13 protein-coding genes are annotated in these 18,683 nt (G+C 74.3%); 10 read left to right on the forward strand and 3 right to left on the reverse strand.

Annotated elements, in window-relative coordinates; translation table 11 throughout:
• Nucleotides 1-236 precede the first annotated feature (236 nt).
• The 6 genes from lpdA to ACWDR0_RS14855 all read left to right on the forward strand — a co-directional run bounded on the left by lpdA (nucleotide 237) and on the right by ACWDR0_RS14855 (nucleotide 10,029).
• Complete coding sequence (lpdA, locus tag ACWDR0_RS14830; RefSeq protein WP_146479705.1) at nucleotides 237-1,625, forward strand: dihydrolipoyl dehydrogenase; 1,389 nt, start codon at nucleotides 237-239, stop codon at nucleotides 1,623-1,625.
• Nucleotides 1,626-1,721: 96 nt separating this feature from the next.
• On the forward strand, nucleotides 1,722-3,536 hold the full coding sequence (sucB, locus tag ACWDR0_RS14835) for a 2-oxoglutarate dehydrogenase, E2 component, dihydrolipoamide succinyltransferase (protein WP_456352063.1): 1,815 nt from the start codon (nucleotides 1,722-1,724) through the stop codon (nucleotides 3,534-3,536).
• A gap of 300 nt (nucleotides 3,537-3,836) precedes the next feature.
• Entirely contained in the window at nucleotides 3,837-4,460 is a 624-nt protein-coding gene (locus ACWDR0_RS14840; RefSeq protein WP_456352064.1) for a GntR family transcriptional regulator, read from the forward strand.
• 526 nt (nucleotides 4,461-4,986) lie between these two features.
• Complete coding sequence (gene aceE, locus ACWDR0_RS14845; protein ID WP_456352065.1) at nucleotides 4,987-7,656, forward strand: pyruvate dehydrogenase (acetyl-transferring), homodimeric type; 2,670 nt, start codon at nucleotides 4,987-4,989, stop codon at nucleotides 7,654-7,656.
• 236 nt (nucleotides 7,657-7,892) lie between these two features.
• Nucleotides 7,893-8,753: a MerR family transcriptional regulator gene (locus tag ACWDR0_RS14850; protein ID WP_456352066.1), complete on the forward strand. Its 861-nt coding sequence runs from the start codon at nucleotides 7,893-7,895 to the stop codon at nucleotides 8,751-8,753.
• Nucleotides 8,754-8,760: 7 nt separating this feature from the next.
• Nucleotides 8,761-10,029, forward strand: a complete 1,269-nt coding sequence (locus tag ACWDR0_RS14855) for a helix-turn-helix transcriptional regulator (RefSeq protein ID WP_456352067.1) — start codon at nucleotides 8,761-8,763, stop codon at nucleotides 10,027-10,029.
• A 159-nt stretch (nucleotides 10,030-10,188) separates the two neighbouring features.
• Here ACWDR0_RS14855 and ACWDR0_RS14860 read toward each other — a convergent pair whose 3' ends face one another.
• The gene (locus tag ACWDR0_RS14860) at nucleotides 10,189-11,121 is read right to left on the reverse strand and encodes an SDR family oxidoreductase (protein ID WP_456352068.1); all 933 of its coding nucleotides are present in this window, start codon (nucleotides 11,119-11,121) and stop codon (nucleotides 10,189-10,191) included.
• A gap of 194 nt (nucleotides 11,122-11,315) precedes the next feature.
• Here ACWDR0_RS14860 and ACWDR0_RS14865 point away from each other — a divergent pair, with 194 nt between their 5' ends.
• Entirely contained in the window at nucleotides 11,316-11,837 is a 522-nt protein-coding gene (locus ACWDR0_RS14865) for a DUF4240 domain-containing protein (protein WP_456352110.1), read from the forward strand.
• A 43-nt stretch (nucleotides 11,838-11,880) separates the two neighbouring features.
• Here ACWDR0_RS14865 and ACWDR0_RS14870 read toward each other — a convergent pair whose 3' ends face one another.
• Nucleotides 11,881-12,471 (reverse strand): N-acetyltransferase family protein, encoded by a 591-nt coding sequence (locus tag ACWDR0_RS14870; protein WP_456352069.1) that lies wholly within the window; start codon nucleotides 12,469-12,471, stop codon nucleotides 11,881-11,883.
• 35 nt (nucleotides 12,472-12,506) lie between these two features.
• On the opposite strand from ACWDR0_RS14870, the gene ACWDR0_RS14875 reads away from it, so the two are divergent.
• On the forward strand, nucleotides 12,507-13,424 hold the full coding sequence (locus ACWDR0_RS14875; protein ID WP_456352070.1) for a TIGR01777 family oxidoreductase: 918 nt from the start codon (nucleotides 12,507-12,509) through the stop codon (nucleotides 13,422-13,424).
• Nucleotides 13,425-14,669: 1,245 nt separating this feature from the next.
• On the forward strand, nucleotides 14,670-16,055 hold the full coding sequence (locus ACWDR0_RS14880) for an NAD(P)/FAD-dependent oxidoreductase (RefSeq protein WP_456352071.1): 1,386 nt from the start codon (nucleotides 14,670-14,672) through the stop codon (nucleotides 16,053-16,055).
• A gap of 76 nt (nucleotides 16,056-16,131) precedes the next feature.
• Here the strand turns inward: ACWDR0_RS14880 and ACWDR0_RS14885 are convergent, their stop codons facing one another.
• On the reverse strand, nucleotides 16,132-17,598 hold the full coding sequence (locus ACWDR0_RS14885) for a regulator (protein ID WP_456352072.1): 1,467 nt from the start codon (nucleotides 17,596-17,598) through the stop codon (nucleotides 16,132-16,134).
• Nucleotides 17,599-17,832: 234 nt separating this feature from the next.
• Here ACWDR0_RS14885 and lipB point away from each other — a divergent pair, with 234 nt between their 5' ends.
• Nucleotides 17,833-18,627, forward strand: coding sequence for a lipoyl(octanoyl) transferase LipB (gene lipB, locus ACWDR0_RS14890; RefSeq protein WP_456352073.1), 795 nt, complete (start codon nucleotides 17,833-17,835; stop codon nucleotides 18,625-18,627).
• Nucleotides 18,628-18,683: the final 56 nt, after the last annotated feature.

The following is an 18,683-nucleotide window of genomic DNA, read 5'->3' on the forward strand; positions in this document are numbered from 1 at the left end:
TCAGGGGACGGTACGGGAGGTTCTACGCACCGGTAACGGAGAAGGTGACCGAGCGAACGCCGCCCGACCGCCGCCCCGCGTCCCGTCTTCCCGCGACAAGTGCGAAGATGGGCCTCGGCAGGACAGGGCCCTCACCACAGGGCCGACGAGACATCGGCCGCACACCAGCCGACAGGCCGGTCGCCCCGGCGAACGAGGGGAACCGGTGACCGGCGCACATGCATGGAGGACGTGACGTGGCGAACGACGCCAGCACCGTTTTCGACCTAGTGATCCTCGGCGGCGGCAGCGGTGGTTATGCCGCGGCCCTGCGCGGGGCCCAGCTCGGGCTCGATGTCGCCCTGATCGAGAAGGGCAAGCTCGGCGGTACCTGCCTGCACTACGGCTGCATTCCCACCAAGGCGCTGCTGCACGCCGGCGAGATCGCCGACCAGGCCCGCGAGTCGGAGCAGTTCGGCGTGAAGGCCACGTTCGAGGGCATCGACGTGGCCGCCGTGCACAAGTACAAGGACGATGTGATCTCCGGCCTCTACAAGGGGCTCCAGGGGCTGATCGCCTCCCGCAAGATCACCGTCATCGAGGGTGAGGGGCGTCTGTCCTCCCCCACCTCGGTCGATGTCAACGGACGCCGGATCGAAGGCCGCCACATCCTCCTGGCGACCGGCTCGGTTCCGAAGTCGCTGCCCGGCCTGGAGATCGACGGCAACCGCATCATCTCGTCCGACCACGCGCTGAAGCTGGACCGTGTCCCGCAGTCCGCGATCGTGCTCGGCGGCGGCGTCATCGGTGTCGAGTTCGCCTCCGCCTGGCGTTCCTTCGGCGCCGAGGTCACCGTGATCGAGGGCCTGAAGCACCTCGTCCCGGTCGAGGACGAGAACAGCTCCAAGCTGCTGGAGCGGGCCTTCCGCAAGCGCGGCATCAAGTTCAACCTGGGCACCTTCTTCGAGAAGGCCGAGTACACCCAGGACGGCGTCCGGGTGACCCTGGCCGACGGCAAGGTCTTCGAGGCCGAGGTGCTGCTGGTCGCGGTCGGCCGCGGCCCGGTCTCCGCCGGTCTCGGCTACGAGGAGCAGGGCGTCGCGATGGACCGCGGCTATGTCCTGGCCGACGAGTACATGCGGACCAACGTGCCCACCATCTCGGCGGTCGGCGACCTGGTCCCCACCCTCCAGCTCGCGCACGTCGGCTTCGCCGAGGGCATCCTGGTGGCGGAGCGCCTGGCCGGTCTGAAGACCGTCCCGATCGACTACGACGGCGTGCCCCGGGTGACGTACTGCCACCCCGAGGTCGCCTCCGTGGGCATCACCGAGGCCAAGGCCAAGGAGATCTACGGCGCGGACAAGGTCGTCGCGCTCAAGTACAACCTGGGCGGCAACGGCAAGAGCAAGATCCTCAAGACTCAGGGCGAGATCAAGCTCGTGCAGGTCAAGGACGGTGCCGTCGTCGGCGTGCACATGGTCGGCGACCGGATGGGCGAGCAGATCGGCGAGGCCCAGCTGATCTACAACTGGGAGGCCCTGCCGTCCGAGGTGGCGCAGCTCATCCACGCCCACCCGACGCAGAACGAGGCTCTCGGCGAGGCCCACCTGGCCCTGGCCGGCAAGCCGCTGCACGCCCACGACTGACGCCGGGGCCCGCCGCGGCCCGACGACCACTTCCGCACTTCCCCACGCCCGCGCGCCGGAGCTGGGGAGACCCATCCGTTAGGAGCAACAGAAACCATGCCGGTTTCCGTAACCCTTCCGGCGCTCGGTGAGAGCGTCACCGAAGGCACCGTCACCCGCTGGCTGAAGGCCGAGGGCGAGCGCGTCGAGGCCGACGAGCCGCTGCTGGAGGTCTCGACCGACAAGGTCGACACCGAGATCCCCGCCCCGGCCGCCGGGATCCTGGCGTCCATCAAGGTCGCCGAGGACGAGACCGTCGAGGTCGGCGCCGAGCTGGCGATCATCGACGACGGTACGGGTGCCCCGGCCGCCGCCCCGGCGCCCGCCGCCGAGGCCGCGCCGGCGCCCGCCCCGGCCGCCGAGCCCGCCGCCGCTCCGGCTCCGGCCCCCGTCGCCGAGGCCCCGGCCCCCGCGCCGGCCGCCGAGGCCGCCCCGGCCGCCGCCCCCGCGGGTGGCGCGTCCGGTACGGACGTCGTGCTGCCCGCGCTCGGTGAGAGCGTCACCGAGGGCACCGTCACCCGCTGGCTGAAGTCCGTCGGCGACTCCGTCGAGGAGGACGAGCCGCTGCTGGAGGTCTCGACCGACAAGGTCGACACCGAGATCCCCGCCCCGGCCGCCGGTGTGCTGCTGGAGATCGTGGTCGGCGAGGACGAGACCGCCGAGGTCGGCGCCAAGCTGGCCGTGATCGGTGCCGCGGGTGCGGCTCCGGCCGCCGCTCCGGCTCCCGCCGCCGCGCCCGCCGCCCCCGCTCCGGCTCCGGCTCCTGCCCCCGCGGCGCCCGCCCCGGTCGCCGAGGCCCCGGCTCCCGCGCCCGCTCCGGCGGCGCCCGCCCCGGCCCCGCAGCCGGTGCAGGCTCCGGCTCCGGTGGCCGCTCCGGCTCCGGCCGCCCCGGCCGCACCCGCGCCCGCCGCGGCCCCCGCCGCGGTGTCGGCCGGTGACGCGTACGTGACCCCGCTGGTCCGCAAGCTCGCCTCCGAGAACGGCGTGGACCTGTCCGCGGTCAAGGGCACCGGTGTCGGTGGCCGGATCCGCAAGCAGGACGTCGTGGCCGCCGCCGAGGCCGCCCGGGCCGCCGCCCCGGCGCCCGCCGCTGCCGCCGCGCCGCAGGCCCCGGCCGCCGCCGCGAAGGCTCCGGTGCTGGAGGTCTCCCCGCTGCGCGGCCAGACGGTCAAGATGACCCGGATGCGCAAGCTCATCGGCGACAACATGATGAAGGCGCTGCACAGCCAGGCCCAGCTGACCACGGTCGTCGAGGTCGACGTCACCAAGCTGATGCGGCTGCGCAACCAGGCGAAGGGCGCCTTCGCGGCCCGTGAGGGCGTCAAGCTCTCCCCGATGCCGTTCTTCGTGAAGGCCGCGGCCCAGGCGCTGAAGGCCCACCCGATCGTCAACGCCCGGATCAACGAGGACGAGGGCACCATCACCTACTTCGACTCGGAGAACATCGGCATCGCCGTGGACTCCGAGAAGGGCCTGATGACCCCGGTCATCAAGGGCGCGGGTGACCTCAACCTCGCCGGTATCGCCAAGAAGACCGCGGAGCTGGCGGGTGCCGTGCGCACCAACAAGATCCGTCCGGACGACCTGGCGGGCGCGACGTTCACCATCAGCAACACCGGTTCGCGCGGTGCGCTGTTCGACACCGTCATCGTGCCGCCCACTCAGGCCGCCATCCTGGGCATCGGCGCCACGGTGAAGCGTCCCGCGGTCATCGAGACCCCGGAGGGCACCGTCATCGGTGTCCGCGACATGGTCTACCTGTCGCTCTCCTACGACCACCGTCTGGTGGACGGCGCCGACGCCGCCCGCTACCTGACCACGGTCAAGGCGATCCTGGAGGCCGGTGAGTTCGAGGTCGAGCTCGGCCTGTAAGGCTCCTGGCTCCTCGTGCGGCCGTGAGGCCCGTACGGCAACCGCAGCGCCCCCGCCGGACACCCGGCGGGGGCGCTGCGGTGTTCCGGGGCCGTACCGGGACGTACGGGGCCGTGCCCCGGCCGTGCAGGGCCGTGCAGGGCCGTGCCGCGGCCGTACTGGGCAGGCCGCCGCTACGGGGCCGTACGGGCGTCTCCGGGGGCGCGCAGCGCGCCGGGGGCACCACCGGCCGACCGGGCCCGGACCACGGCGGCGATAATGGGCGGGCATCCCATCTCCGGTCCCCCCTCGGGAGCTCTCATGACCCCGCCCGTCGTCCACTCGCTCCGGGAGCAGATCCGCGAGCACATCGTGGAGGGCATCGTCAGCGGACGCTGGAAGCCCGGAGAGCGGATCGTGGAGCGGGGTATCGCCACCGAGCTCCAGGTCTCCCAGACGCCCGTCCGCGAGGCCTTGCGGGAGCTGGAGAGCCTGCGTCTGATCGAATCGGTGCCCAACAAGGGCGTCCGGGTCCGGAATCTGACCGCGGCGGACCTGGAGGAGAGCTATCCGGTCCGGGCGGGCCTGGAGCAGATCGCGGCCGAGCTGGCGGCGGAGAAGCTGGCCCGCGACTGCTCGGCGCTGACCCCGCATGTCGCGGCGCTGTACGAGGCCGACGGGGCGGGCGATTCGGCGGGCCAGGTGCGGCACACCGTGGGCTTCCACCGCGAGCTGGTCCGGGCCGCGGGCAACGCGGTCCTGCTGCACACCTGGGAGGGCCTGGGCATCGAGGTCTTCACGGCGCTCTCCATCCGCTGGCTGGGCACGGTCCAGCAGTCGTACGCGGAGGAGCACCAGGCGCTGGTGGACGCCTTCCAGCGCCGCGACCCGGAAATCGGCCCCCTGGTCAAGGCCCACGTCCTGGGCTGCGCGCCGCGCGCCTGACGGCGCGGTCACGGGGGGGGCGGGCCGCCCCGGGGTCCCGGGCCCGGCCGGGGGTCCCGGGACCGCCCCGGGGTACCGCAGCCCGGAGTCTCCGGCCCCTCCGGGCACGGCCGCCGAGCAGCGCGCCCGCGGCAGAGTGCCGACCGCGGACCGTAGTCGCTTGTCGCGCAGTTCCCCGCGCCCCTTCTTGGTCTGCCCGTCCTCGTCTGTGCGGGCGCTGCACCTGAAAGAGGGAACCGCCCCGCAGGGTGGGGCTCAGCGTGAGCGCGAGGTTACCCAAAGTCCCAGGTCACCGGCACCGCGTGCCCTATTTCGTGGCACGGAATGCCAATTTCGCCCTCCGGAGAAGTTTTACCTCCAAGTACTTTGATCGATCATCGATCAGAGGCTTACAGTCACTCGGGGCACATACGCCCCGAGCGCCCTGTCCTGCCAGACAAGGCACCCCCCAAGGCATCGCGTACCAACCCAGTACCACCTGCCTCCACCATCTCCACCCCACCTCCCAGTCCGGAAGGCGGCGATCATGACCGACCCCGTAGGCAAGCTTCCGAGCGAGCTGGACCAGCTCCCGGACCGCGATGCCGAGGAGACCGCCGAATGGGCGGCATCCCTCGATGCCGTAACCCAGCACGCCGGTCCCCACCGCGCCGCGTATCTGATGCGCCGCACCCTCCAGCACGCCGAGAAGGCGGGCGTACCCGTACCCCGGCTGCTGGAGACGGACTACGTCAACACCATCCCCACCTCCGCCGAGCCCGCCTTCGGCGGTGACGAGGCGATGGAGTCCCGGATCACGGCCTGGAACCGCTGGAACGCGGCCGCCATGGTCACCCGCGGCTCGCGATTCGGCGTCGGCGGCCACATTGCCACCTTCGCCTCGGCGGCCTGGCTCTACGAGACCGGCTTCAACCACTTCTTCCGCGGCAAGGAGGGCGACGGCAGCGGCGACCAGCTCTACATCCAGGGCCACGCCTCGCCCGGCATATACGCCCGCGCCTTCCTGGACGGCCGTCTCACCGAGGCCCACCTGGACAACTTCCGCCAGGAGGCCGGCGGCGCCGGTCTGCCGTCGTACCCGCACCCGCGGCGACTGCCCTGGCTGTGGGAGTTCCCCACGGTCTCGATGGGCCTCGGCCCGCTCTCCGCGATCTACCAGGCGCGGTTCAACCGCTATCTGCACAACCGGTCCATCAAGGACACCTCCAACTCCCACGTCTGGGCCTTCCTCGGCGACGGCGAGATGGACGAGCCCGAGTCGACCGCCGCCATCGCGCTGGCGGCCCGGGAGCGCCTGGACAACCTGACCTTCGTGATCAACTGCAACCTGCAGCGTCTCGACGGCCCGGTCCGCGCCAACTTCAAGATCGTCCAGGAGCTGGAGGCCCAGTTCCGCGGCGCCGGCTGGAACGTCGTGAAGACGCTCTGGGGCAACGCCTGGGACGAGCTGTTCGCCCTGGACACCACCGGCGCGCTGGTCCGCCGGCTGCGCGAGGTGCCGGACGCCCAGTTCCAGACGTACGCCACGCGTGACATCGCGTACATCCGCGAGCACTTCTTCGGCGCCGAGCCCGCCCTCGCCGAGCTGGCGAAGGTGCTCACGGACGCCAAGATCGCCGACTGCTTCTACACCTCCCGCGGCGGCCACGAGGCCCGCAAGGTGTACGCGGCCTACCGCGCCGCCCTCGCCCACAAGGGCGCGCCGACCGTGATCCTCGCGCAGACCGTGAAGGGCCACACCCTCGGCAAGGGCTTCGCGTCGAAGAACGCGAACCACCAGATGAAGAAGCTGACGGTCGACGAGTTCAAGGACATGCGGGAGCTGCTCGGGCTGCCGATCCCGGACAGCGCGTTCGCCGACGGCCTGGTCCCCTACGGCCACCCGGGCGCGGACTCCCCCGAGGTCCGCTACCTCCAGGAGCGGCGCGCGGCCCTCGGCGGCCCCGCCCCCGCCCGCCGGGTGCACCAGGTGGTGCTGCCCGAGCCGGAGGAGCGCGGTTTCAAGGCCCTCCAGAAGGGCTCCGGCAACCAGGAGATGGCCACCACGATGGCCTTCGTCCGCCTGGTGAAGGACCTGATGCGGGACAAGGAGACCGGCCGCCGCTGGGTGCCGATCGTCCCCGACGAGGCCCGTACCTTCGGTATGGAGTCGCTCTTCCCGTCGGCCGGTATCTACTCGCCGCTGGGCCAGACGTACGAGCCGGTCGACCGCGACCAGCTGATGTACTACAAGGAGGCCACCGACGGCCAGATCCTCAACGAGGGGATCACCGAGGCCGGCGCCATGGCCGATTTCATCGCCGCCGCTTCGTCGTACGCGACGCACGGCGAGCCGATGATCCCGTTCTACATCTTCTACTCGATGTTCGGCTGGCAGCGCACCGGCGACCAGATGTGGCAGCTCGCCGACCAGCTCGGCAAGGGCTTTATCGTCGGTGCCACCGCGGGCCGCACCACGCTGACCGGTGAGGGCCTCCAGCACGCGGACGGCCACTCGCATCTGATCGCGTCCACGAACCCGGCGTCGCTCAACTACGACCCGGCGTTCGCGTACGAGATCGCGGTGATCGTCAAGGACGGTCTGCGCCGGATGTACGGCCCCGACGCCGAGGACGTCTTCTACTACCTGACGGTCTACAACGAGCCCAAGCCGCAGCCCGCGATGCCGGAAGGCGTCGAGGAGGGCATCCTCAAGGGCCTGTACCGGTTCCGCGAGGGCACCGCGCCCCGCCAGGACTCCCCGCGGCTCCAGCTGCTGGCGTCCGGTACGGCGATCCACTGGGCGCTGGAGGCGCAGCGGATGCTCGCCGACGAGTGGGGCGTCACGGCCGACGTGTGGTCGGCGACGTCCTGGGGCGAGCTGCGCCGGGACGCCCTGGAGGCGGACGAGGCGCTGCTCCGCGGCGAGGAGCGCACCCCGTACGTCCGCAAGGCACTGGCCGGGGCGCCGGGCCCGGTCATCGCGGTCAGCGACTGGATGCGGCAGGTGCCGGACCAGATCAGCCAGTGGGTCGAGCAGGACTGGTCCTCGCTGGGCACCGACGGCTTCGGTCTGTCGGACACCCGCGAGGCGGCGCGCCGCCACTTCGGCGTGGACGCCCCGTCGATCACCGTGGCGGCGCTGGCACAGCTCGCGCGGCGCGGCGAGGTTCCGGCCTCCGCCGTGAAGGAGGCCCGGGAGCGTTACGGGCTCTGACGGGTCCGGCTCCGGCCGTCACCGACGAAGATCACCCCCGGGCGGTTCGCCGCCCGGGGGTGATCCCGTTTCCGGTCCCGGGGGATCCCGTTTCCGGCCGGGGGTGATCCTGTCCTCCGGCCGGGGGTGATCCTGTTTCCGGTCCCGGGCGCCGGTACCCCGGGGCCGGGGGGACTGCCGGGCCCTGTGCCCGGTGCATCCTGGAGCGGTCCGATCGACCGGCCGAGGAGTGATGCGTGTTCACCATCGGGGACTTCGCCCGGCACGGCCGGGTGTCCGCCCGGATGCTCCGGCACTACGACGAGATCGGCCTGCTCCGCCCCGAGCACACCGATCCCCGGACGGGCTACCGCCACTACGGGGCCGCGCAGCTGTCCGCGCTCAACCGGATCGTCGCCCTCAAGGATCTCGGTTTCACCCTGGAGCAGGTGCGGCGGATCCTCGACGAGCGGATCGGTACGGAGGAGCTGCGGGGGATGCTGCTGCTGCGCCGGGCCGAGCTGGAGGCGGCGATGGCGGCGGCCGCCGGGCGGCTGACCGGCGTCGAGGCGCGGCTGCGGTCCATCGAGGACGAGGGCCGGATGCCGGCCGACGAGGTCGTCGTGAAGTCCGTCCCCGCGGTCCGGGTCGCGGAGCTGACGGCGACGGCCCGGAGCTACGGCCCCGAGGACATCAGCCCCGTCATCGGCCCGCTGTACGAGGAGCTGTTCCGGCGGCTGGCGGCGGCCGGGGTCTCCCCGGCCGGGCCGGGTATCGCGTACTACGAGGACGCGCCGGGCGGCGGGGGCGCGGTCGTGGTGCACGCGGCCGTGGCGCTGGGCGGCGAGGTCCGGCCCGGTGACACCGGGACGGCGGTCGTGGTGCTCCCGGCGCTGGAGCGGGCCGCCACGCTGGTGCACCGCGGCTCGATGGACGCGGTGGTCCCGGCGTCGCAGGCGCTCGCCCGCTGGGTGGACGCCCATGGCCACCGCTCCGCCGGTTATGCCCGGGAGGTGACCCTGGAATGCCCGCCGGACCGGTCGAAGTGGGTCACCGAACTCCAGGAGCCGCTGGCCGGACCGCCGCACCGGGCGGTCGGGGCGGCGGCGCGGGCATGATGGGGAGATGCGCGCTGCCCGGCTGATCAAAATGGTGCTCCTGCTCCAGTCGCGGCCCTCGATGACGGGGGCGGAGCTCGCCCGTGAGCTGGAGGTCTCCGAGCGCACCGTGACCCGTGACGCGCTGGCCCTGTCCGAGGCGGGGGTGCCGGTCTACGCGGACCGGGGCCGGGCCGGCGGCTACCGGCTGGTCGGCGGCTACCGCACCCGGCTGACCGGTCTCGGCCGCAGCGAGGCGGAGGCGCTCTTTCTGTCGGGGCTGCCGGGCGCCCTGCGCGAGATGGGCCTGGAGGACGCGGCGTCGGCCGCCCGGCTGAAGGTCTCCGCCGCTCTGACGCCCTCGCTCAGCGATGCCCCGCACTCCGCGGCGCAGCGCTTCCATCTCGACGCGCCGGGCTGGTACCAGGAGCCGGAGACACCTCCGCTGCTCGCACCGCTGGCGGACGCGGTGTGGGGCGACCGGCGGGTGACGGTCGCGTACGAGAACCGGGGCGGCGCACGGGTGGAGCGGGTGCTGGAGCCGCACGGCCTGGTGCTGAAGGCGGGCGTCTGGTACCTGTGCGCGCGGGTGGGCGGCGACGGTCCGGATCCGGCCCGTACCGCCGCGCCGACCGGATCCGCGGCTCCCACGGCCGCCGCGCCGCCGACTCCCGTACGCACCACCGAGGCCGCGCAGCCGCAGGGTCACGCCGCAGGCACCACGGCCGCGCCGTCGCCCGGCCGCGCCGCCCGGGCCTCCGCACCACCCCCGCCGGAATCCGCCGCTCCCGCCGTTCCAACCGCTCCCGCCCTTCCGACCGCTCCCGACGCTTCCGCCACTCCCGACGCGCCGTTCCGGGTGTACCGCATCGACCGGTTCTCCGCCGTCGAACCCACCGCCGCCGGTCCCTTCGGCGACGACGGACTCTTCGACCGGGACCCGGACTTCGACCTCCCCGCCTTCTGGGACGAGCGGGCGGACGAGTTCGCCCGCTCCCTCCTGCGGTCCGAGGTCGTCGTCAGACTCACGGAGGAGGGCGCGCGGCGTCTTCCGTACGCGACGGACCGGGCCGCCGCCCGGCAGGCCCTGGCCGCCGCCGAACCGGACGCCCTGGGCCTGGTGACAGTCGCCCTCCCCGTCGAATCGTCCGAGGTGGCGTACGTCCAGCTGCTCTCCCTGGGCCCGGAGGCCGAGGTGCTGGCCCCGGCGGAGCTGCGGGCCGCCTTCGCCCGGACGGCGGAGCGGATGGCGGAGCGGTACGGCGCACCGCCGCCCGCCGCCGAGGACCGGGACTGAACCGGCCGGGCCGGGCGCCGGGGCCGTAGGGCCGTACCCCCCGGCCCGTCCGCCGTCCGCCGTGCACCGGTCCCCCGGCCCGTCCGCCGGGCGTGCGGCGTCGGGCGTCGGGTGTCGGGCAGTCGCGGGGCGACCCCGGTGGGGCCGGTCCGCGGACCGTCAGCGGTAGCCGGCCGGATCCGGCCGCTCCCCCGCTCGCTCGGCCAGGATGAAGCCCCAGACGTCCGGTGTGCTGCCGTCGGTGTCGGTGACGCCGTACTCCCGGGCGAGCTGCCCGCTGTCGAGGGACTGCCCGTTGAACCGCGCCCGGTCCGGGTCGGCGGCGAGGGCCGCGACCCCGCGGGCGAGATAGGCGGGCGACTCGGAGAGCGCCCAGTGCTCGTCGAGCCGCCCGATGCCGTCCCGCCAGTCCTCCTCGGTCAGCCCGAAGTGGTCGAGCATCTCCTCGGAGCGGAGGAAGCCGGGGGTGACCGCGACCGCGGCGGCGCCGACGGTCTTCAGCTCCTCGCCGAGGATGTACGCCATCCGGATGGGCCCGTTCTTGGCCAGGTCGTAGTAGAAGTTCTCGCGGAGGCCCCGGTTGGTGCGGGCGGTGCCGTCGGTGACCTCGACGACCAGCCCGCCGGGGCGGCGGACCAGCAGCGGCAGGGCGATGCTGCTGGTGATGATGTGGGTGCGGACCCCCAGGTCGATCATCCGCAGTCCGCGGTCCAGGTCGACGTCCCACATCCGGGTGGCGAAGTCGAGCAGCGGATTGCCGCCCCAGACGTCGTTCACGAGGATGTCGAGGCGGCCGTGGTCCCGGTCGATCCGGTCGACCAGCCGCCGTACCTGCGCCGCGTCCAGATGGTCGGTGGGTACGGCGATGCCCTCGCCGCCCGCCGCCGTGACCAGCTCCGCGGTCTGCTCGATCGTCTCGCCCGGGCGGCCCATCTCGCTGACCCGGTCGCGGGTGGTGCGTCCCGTCGCGTACACGGTGGCGCCCGCCGCGCCCAGGGCCACGGCAAGGGCGCGCCCGGCACCGCGGGTGGCCCCCGCGACCAGCGCGATCCGTCCGGCGAGGGGCTGCTGTTTCGGTGTGCTCGCAGTCATGACGACGACCGTGCCAGGCAATCCCGACATCCTCTGTCCGGCTTGGCGGGTGTTTCGCAGCCCTTCACCCGCACCACCCCTCGCCACGCGCCTGCCGCCGCGGGCCCGTCCCGCCCCGCGCCGGCACCCCGGCTCCGGCGGATTACCCCGCTCCGCGTGCGCGGGCCGCCCCGACGCACGATGCTGGACGCGTGATGGACGAGACGGAGTTCTGGGAGATCGTCGACAGCACCCGCGAGGCCGCCGAGGGCGATCCCGAGGACCATGCGGACCTGCTGGTCGAACGGCTGCTCCGGCTCGACCCCGATTCCGTGCTCGACTTCGCGCGCCATTTCGAGGCCCGCTACAACCGTGCGTACACCTGGGATCTGTGGGGCGCGGCGGCCGTGCTGCTGGGCGGTGCCAGCGACGACGCCTTCGACTACTTCCGCTGCTGGCTGATCGGCCAGGGGCGGGAGGTCTTCGAGGGCGGCGTGCACGAACCGGACTCCCTCGCCGAGCTCCTCGACGGTTTCGACGAGGACATCGACGGCGACGGCGAGGAGCTGGGGTACGCGGCCGACGAGGCGTACGAGCAGCTCACCGGGGCGATCGCGCCGGATCTGGGGCTCCCGCCGCAGCCCGCGGAGCCGCTGGGCACCCCCTTCGACTTCGACGACGACGCGGACCTGGCCCGCAGGTTCCCCCGGCTCTGGGAGCGCTTCGGCCCCGAGTGACGGAGGCGGGCGGCCGCTGCCGGGCCCGGGCGCCGGAAGGGCGTCAGTCCAGCCGGCGGGCCATGAGGACGTCGTCCACGTACTCCCCGCCGAGCAGGAACTCGTCCCGCAGGACGCCCTCCACGGTGAAGCCCTCGCTCTCGTACAGGGCACGGGCGGGTGCGTTGTGGCCCAGGACCCGCAGCGTGATCCGTACGGCGCCCTGCCGCCGGGCCTCGTCGTACGCGGCCCGGAGCAGCGCCCGCGCGACTCCGCGGCCGCGGGCGGCCTCCGATACGGCCAGCCCCTGTATCTGGCGGACATGCCGGTTGCAGGGCAGCGGGGTCGGGGGCACCAGCCGGATATAGCCGAGCGGCTCGCCGCCGCCGCCTCCGGCACCGGAGCCGTCCGTGCTCTCCGCCGTACTCGCCGCCGTACTCGCCGCCGTGTTCTCCGCCACGTTCTCCGCCACCAGATAGTGCTCGGGGCGGTGGGTGGAGTCGAAGAAGGGGTCGTACGGGGGCTCCGGCTGGGGCATCACGGCGTGCAGCGTCGACCAGGTGGCACGGTCGAGCGCCCCGAGGGCGGGGCCGTCGCCGGTACGGGCGGCCCGGACCCGGAACGAGTGCGTGGCCGCTACAGGAAGTTCGGACATGCGGGTCACTGTTTCACACCCCGTCACGGGGCAGGATGGCCTTTATGAGGATCGCGGTCTCCGGCTCAACCGGACTCATCGGCACGGCGCTTGTCCACTCCCTGCGCTCCGACGGCCACGAGGTGGTCGGACTGGTGCGCAGGCCCGCGCGCGCCGGGGACGAGGTGGAGTGGGACCCCCGGCGGAAGTACGTCGACACGGCGGGCCTGGCCGGCTGTGACGCGGTGGTCAATCTCGCGGGCGCGGGCGTCGGCGACCACCGCTGGACGGCCGCGTACCGCAAGGAGATCCGGGACAGCCGGGTGCTGGGCACCGCGGCCCTCGCCGAGGCCGTGGCCTCCCTGGACGCCCCGCCCCGGGTGCTGCTGTGCGGCAGCGCGGTGGGCTACTACGGCGACACGGGCGGCCGCGCGGTCGACGAGAGCGCCCCGGCGGGGGCGGGTTTCCTGCCGGAGGTGTGCGTGGAGTGGGAGGCGGCCGCGGCCCCGGCGGCGGAAGCGGGCATCCGGACCGTGTTCGCCCGCACCGGGCTGGTGGTGGCCCGCGGCGGTGGCGCGTGGGGCCGGATGTTCCCGCTGTTCAAGGCCGGTCTCGGCGGCCGGCTCGGCGACGGCCGCCAGTACTGGAGTTTTATCTCCCGGCACGACGAGGTGGCGGCGCTGCGGCATCTCCTCGACACCCCGTCGCTCTCCGGCCCGGTGAACCTCACCGCGCCCGAACCGCTGACCAATCGCGAGATCACCGAGGCGATGTCCCGCGCGCTCCACCGCCCGGCCGTGTTCGCGGTCCCGCGCTTCGCGCTGCGCGCCGCACTGGGCGAGATGGCGTCCGACGTCCTCGCCAGCACCAGGGCGGTGCCGCGGAGGCTGCTGGACTCGGGCTTCGAGTTCGCTTTCCCTGGCATCGACGCGGCCGTCGCCGCGGCCCTCGCCGAGGACTCCCGGGCACGATAGGGCCCTCTCCGGAAGGCCCCGCCCGGCCCATGCGCTCCCCCGGTGCGCTGCCGGCAGGGCGGCCCCCGCGGTGTTGCCGGGATTTCCCGGGCGCGCCCCGCGGCCGTCCGGGCGGGGATACGCCGGACGTACGGGGGAAACCGCGCCCCGGCTGCGCGCCGAGGCCCCCACTGCCTTGCGATGGCCACGCACCGGCCCCCGGCCCCGCGGAGGTGCCTCCGCCCGGCCGCAGGGCCGGGGAGCCGCAGGGCCGGGGAGCCGCAGGGCCGGGGAAGCCGCAGGGCCGGGGAAGCCGCAGGGCCGGGGAAGCCGCAGGGCCCGTCCTCCGGGCGGACGGCGCTGCCTTGCGGACAAGACGCCCGGGTCCGTCACCGGCCGGGCCGGGCCCGCGTGCGTACCGGTGGCCTTCATGGACACGTCCCGCCCTTCCCGCCCAGCTCTCCCTGCCCACGGCCCCCGGCGCGGCGACGACCGCGGCGGCGGGAACCACGGCCGCGCCCCCGGTGGCCGCCGCCAGCCCCGCCGCGGGCCCGCGGCACCGGCCGGGCGGCATGCTCCGGGTGCGGGCGGAGGCGCCGGGACGGCGGCGGCAACGGTGCCGGGGGCGAGGAGACCGCGGCGGCACGGACCTGGTTCGCGGACCTGGTCCGCGGACCGGGCCGCGGACCCGGGCGGCCGCGGCGGTATTCCGGCCAACTGTCCGGTGTCCCACGGTGCCCGGCACCGGGTGGGCGGCGGCCGCCCCCGGGGCCGCGGCAGCCCCGGGCGGGCGCGCGGCTCCCGGGCGCCGGAGGCCGTCGGCGGGACGCACCGCACTCCCGCCGGGGGTCCCGTGCGGTACGCCGCCCCCGTCTCCGCCGTACCGTCCGGGACACCCACCCCGGTGCGCCCGCCGGATATCCGCCCCGGTTTCCCCTCCCGGCTCAGGCCGCCGCACGGGCCGCGCGCCGGGGCCGGTGCCGCCGTTCCCGGCCGCCGGGTACGGCATGTGCCGTCGGCACTCCACCGGGGCATGCCACCGGCCCACCGGGCGCCCGGGCGCCGCTCCCCCGCGCCGAACTGCGACGACACCGTCCGGTGCCATGCGCCCCGCACGCCCCCGTGCCCCGCCGCACGCGCGCGGCGAGGATCGGCCACCCCTCCCTAACCTCGTGCCGAACTCCGGTATTCGTCGGGCCCGTCGAGGGCATGACCCTGTGGGAGCCCGACCTCCCGCCAGCCGTTGCCGACCTCGGGGAGGGGCACGTGCTCAGCAGCACCGCACACCATGCGGACCATGCGGACGTCATCGTCGTGGGAGCCGGTACCGCCGGACTCTCCGCCGCCCTCGCACTCACCGCGGCGGGGATCGGTGTCTCGGTCCTGGAGGCCGCGGACCGGCCCGGGGGCCGGACGGCCACCGAGGAGACCGACGGGTTCCGGCTCGACCGGGTCGGCCGGCTCCTCAGCACCTCCTCCCGGGAGCTGCGCCGCGTCCCGGCCCTGTCGGGCCTGACCCTGCGGCCGTTCGCACCGGGCGTGCTCGTCCACCGGGACAGCAGGCTGCACCGTACGGGGGAGGTGGTACGCCGCCGGGGTCCGGGCGCCGTGCCGTACCCCCGTACCCACCCCGACCAGGCCGAACCCTCCGGCGCGCACGGCGCGTGGGCGGCCCGGAGGAGCGTGGGGGGAGCACTGACCATGGCACGCGCCCTCGCGAGCGCCCCCCGGCCGCTGGACGAGGCCCGGCTGAGCGCCTCGCTGGCCCTGCTCGCGGGCACCTCGGCGGAGCGGCTGGTGTCCCGTCCCGAGCGGTCGGCGGCCGAGGCGATGGCCGCCCGGGGGCTCCCCGCCCGTACGGTCGGGGGCTTTCTGCGCCCGCTGCTGTCGGCCCTGCTCTGCGATCCGGAGCTGACGACGTCGAGCCGGTGCGCCGATCTCACGCTGCGCGGCTTCGCCCGGGGCCGTCTCTGTGTGCCCGAGGGCGGTTCGGGGACGATCCCGGACCTGCTGGCGGCGGCGCTGCCGGCGGGCACGGTACTGACCGGGGTCCGGGTCAAGGAGGCTTCGATCAACCGGGTCAGCACGGAGGAGTACGGCGAGCTGTCCTGCCGGGCGCTGGTCCTGGCCACCGGCGCCCGGGAGGCGGCGGAGCTGCTGCCGGGGCTGCGGGTGCCGGACTTCCACCCGGTGACCCTGGTGCACCATGCCGCGCCCGAGGCGCCCCCGACGGGCGCGGCGCTGGTACTGGACGCCGACCGCACCGGCCCGGTGGCGCACACCTCGGTGATGAGCGCGGTCGACCCGACGCGGGCGCCCGACGGCCGGGCGCTGATCACGTCGGCGGTGCTGGGTACCCCGCCGGCCGGTCTGGACGCGCTCGTCCGGGCCCAGTTGGCGAGGGTGTACGGGGTGCCGACGGACGGCTGGGAGCTGCTCGCGGTCCACCGGACACCCGACGCGGTCCCGGCGATGCCCGCCCCGCACGATCCGCGCCGCCGGGTCCGGGTGCTGTCCGGCCTTTACGTGTGCGGTGACCACCGCGACACGAGCACGGTCCAGGGCGCCCTCCGCTCGGGCCGCCGGGCCGCCCGTGCCGTGCTGCGCGACTTCGGCGTCCCGGGCACCCCGGAGCTGCCCCTGGCGGCCTGACGAAACCCGCCACCGGCCCCGCCGGGTGCTCCCGGCGGGGCCGCGGGGCGGACGGCCCGCCCGGCCCCCTGGCGCCCTAGCCCAGCGCCGCGACCCGCTCGCGGTAGGTGCGGACGGCCGCCGCCTCGCGGTACGGCTCCAGGCGGCGTTCGAAGTCGCGGACGTACTCCAGTGCCCGTACCGAGCGCATCTCCGACGCCTGGAGCGCGGCCTCGGCGCCCAGCGCGCAGGCCTGGTCCAATTCGCCGAGGCCGAGGCGGGCCGTGGCGAGGACCACCCGGCAGAAGAGCCTGCTGCGGGCCAGCCCGTGGGGGCGGAGCTGGAGGGAGCGTTCCGCGTGCTGGACGGCGGGGCGGTACTGCTGGAGGTCGCGGTAGCAGTGCCCGAACTCGTCCGCGAGCTGCGCCTCGTCGAAGAAGCGCGCCCAGTGCGGCACATCGTCTCCGGGCCTGGCCGACTCCAGGGCGCGTTCGGCCCTGACCAGGGAGGCTGTACAGGCGCGGGCCTCGCCGAGGACACCGTGGCCGCGGGCCTCCACCGCATGCAGCAGCGCCTGCACCACCGGCGGGGCGGAGGGGCCGAGACCCTGCTGGGCGACCCTGGTGAGCTGGACCGCCTCGCGTCCGTGGCCCAGATAGACCGCCTGACGGCTCATGGTGACCAGGACGTACGAGCCGTACGCCCGGTCACCGGCGGCCTGCGCCAGCCGCAGCGCCTGGACGAAGTAGCGCTGGGCGAGACCGTGTGCCGCGATGTCGTACGAGGTCCACCCGGCGAGCCGGGTGAGATCCGCGACCGCGCCGAACAGCCTGCGGCCGGTGACCTCCCCGTACGTACCGCGGAGCATCGGCTCGGCCTCGTGCTCCAGATAGCGGACCAGGGCCTGGCGGGCGTGGCCGCCGCCGTACGCGTTGTCGATGGTGCGGAACAGCTCGCCGACCGAGCGCAGCGCCGCGATATCGCCGCTGGAGACCCGCTGGCCCGGGCCCCGTTCGGTGATCCGGTCGGCGGTGCGCTGGCGGGGGACGCCGGTACCGCCCTGGACGGGCACGCGCGGCCCGCCCGGTCCCGCGCCGGGGGTGGGATCGCCGCGCCCGACGCGTTCGTCGGCGCGCCCGATCAGCCAGTCGCGGCTGGGGACGACGAGACCGGCGGGAGTGAAGGCGATCTTGCGCAGCTCGGCATGGCTGCCGGAGTCCTTGCGCCAGAGCCCGCCGACGATCTCCACGGCCTCCTCCGGGGTGGCGGCGAACTCCAGCCCCGCGTAGACCGGGGCACACGCGTCCAGCCCCAGGTCCTGCGCGGACAGCCGTCTGCCGAGGCGGCGGGTGAAGACCTCGGCGATGAGTGCCGGGGTGGTGCCCCGCGGCTGCTGGCCGCGGAGCCAGCGGGTCACGGACGTCTTGTCGTAGCGGAGGTCGAGACCGTGCTCCAGTCCGAGCTGGTCCACTCTGCGGGCGAGCCCTGCATTGGAGAATCCGGCTTCGGCGATGAGTGCGGCGAGCTGGCGGTTGGGGGTGCGCTGCGGGGGTCGTTCCGTCATCAGCCGTGTGGTCTCCTGCCTTCCGGGCCGGTCACAGCCCTCATGGAACGGCGCGAATTTAGCGGCCCGTCCGGCCCGGCCCGCGGGCTTCGCGGGAGCTTCATCCGAACGTGTGAGGATGGGGGGTGCGCTGACGGGAGGAGCCTCCCGGCCGTGGCCGGTGCGCCCCGCCGTACAGTGGCGGGAGTGCGGCGGCCGCGACGGCGCGAAGCAAGGTTCGAAGGAGGCAGTGCCGTGGGTGAGCTGCGGTTCGTCCATCTGGGCTTCGGCGAGGACGCCGTCGAGTACCGGGAGGCGTGGCAGAAGCAGCGCGAGGTCCACGCGGCGCGGTTCGCGGACGAGGTCCCGGACACGTGTCTGCTGCTGGAGCATCCGCCGGTGTACACGGCGGGCCGCCGGACCGAGGACAGCGAGCGGCCCCTGGACGGCACTCCGGTCGTCGACGTGGACCGCGGCGGGAAGATCACCTGGCACGGCCCGGGGCAGCTGGTGGGCTATCCGATCCTGAAGCTGCCGCGCCCGGTGGACGTGGTGGCGCATGTCCGCAGGCTGGAGGAGGCGCTGATCGGCGCCTGTGCCGAGCTGGGGGTTGCGACGAGCCGGGTCGAGGGGCGCAGCGGTGTCTGGGTGCTGGGCGATCCGGTGGAGCAGCGGCCGTCTCTCGGCGGTCTCTCCCTGGACTTCGACCCCCGGCTGCACGACGAGGAGTTCGACCCGCGGCTGAGCGGGCCGGAGTACGCGCCGTCCAACGCGGGCCAGCGGCGGGAGGACCGCAAGCTGGCCGCGATCGGGATCCGGATCGCGAAGGGCGTCTCGATGCACGGTTTCGCCCTCAATGTGAACCCGGACAACACCTGGTTCGACCGGATCGTGCCGTGCGGGATCCGGGACGCGGGCGTCGCGTCGCTCGCGGGCGAGCTGGGCCGCGACCTCACGATCGCCGAGGTACTGCCGGTGGTGGAGCGGCATCTGCGGGAGGTGCTGGAGGGCGCCGCACCGCTGCCGCGGGCGGTCGGGACCACCGGCTGAACCGGCGGCGGAACCGGACGTCACCGCTCCGGGAGCGGTGACGTCGGGAGGCCGGT

The sequence above is a fragment of the Streptomyces sp. NPDC003691 genome (assembly GCF_053981115.1).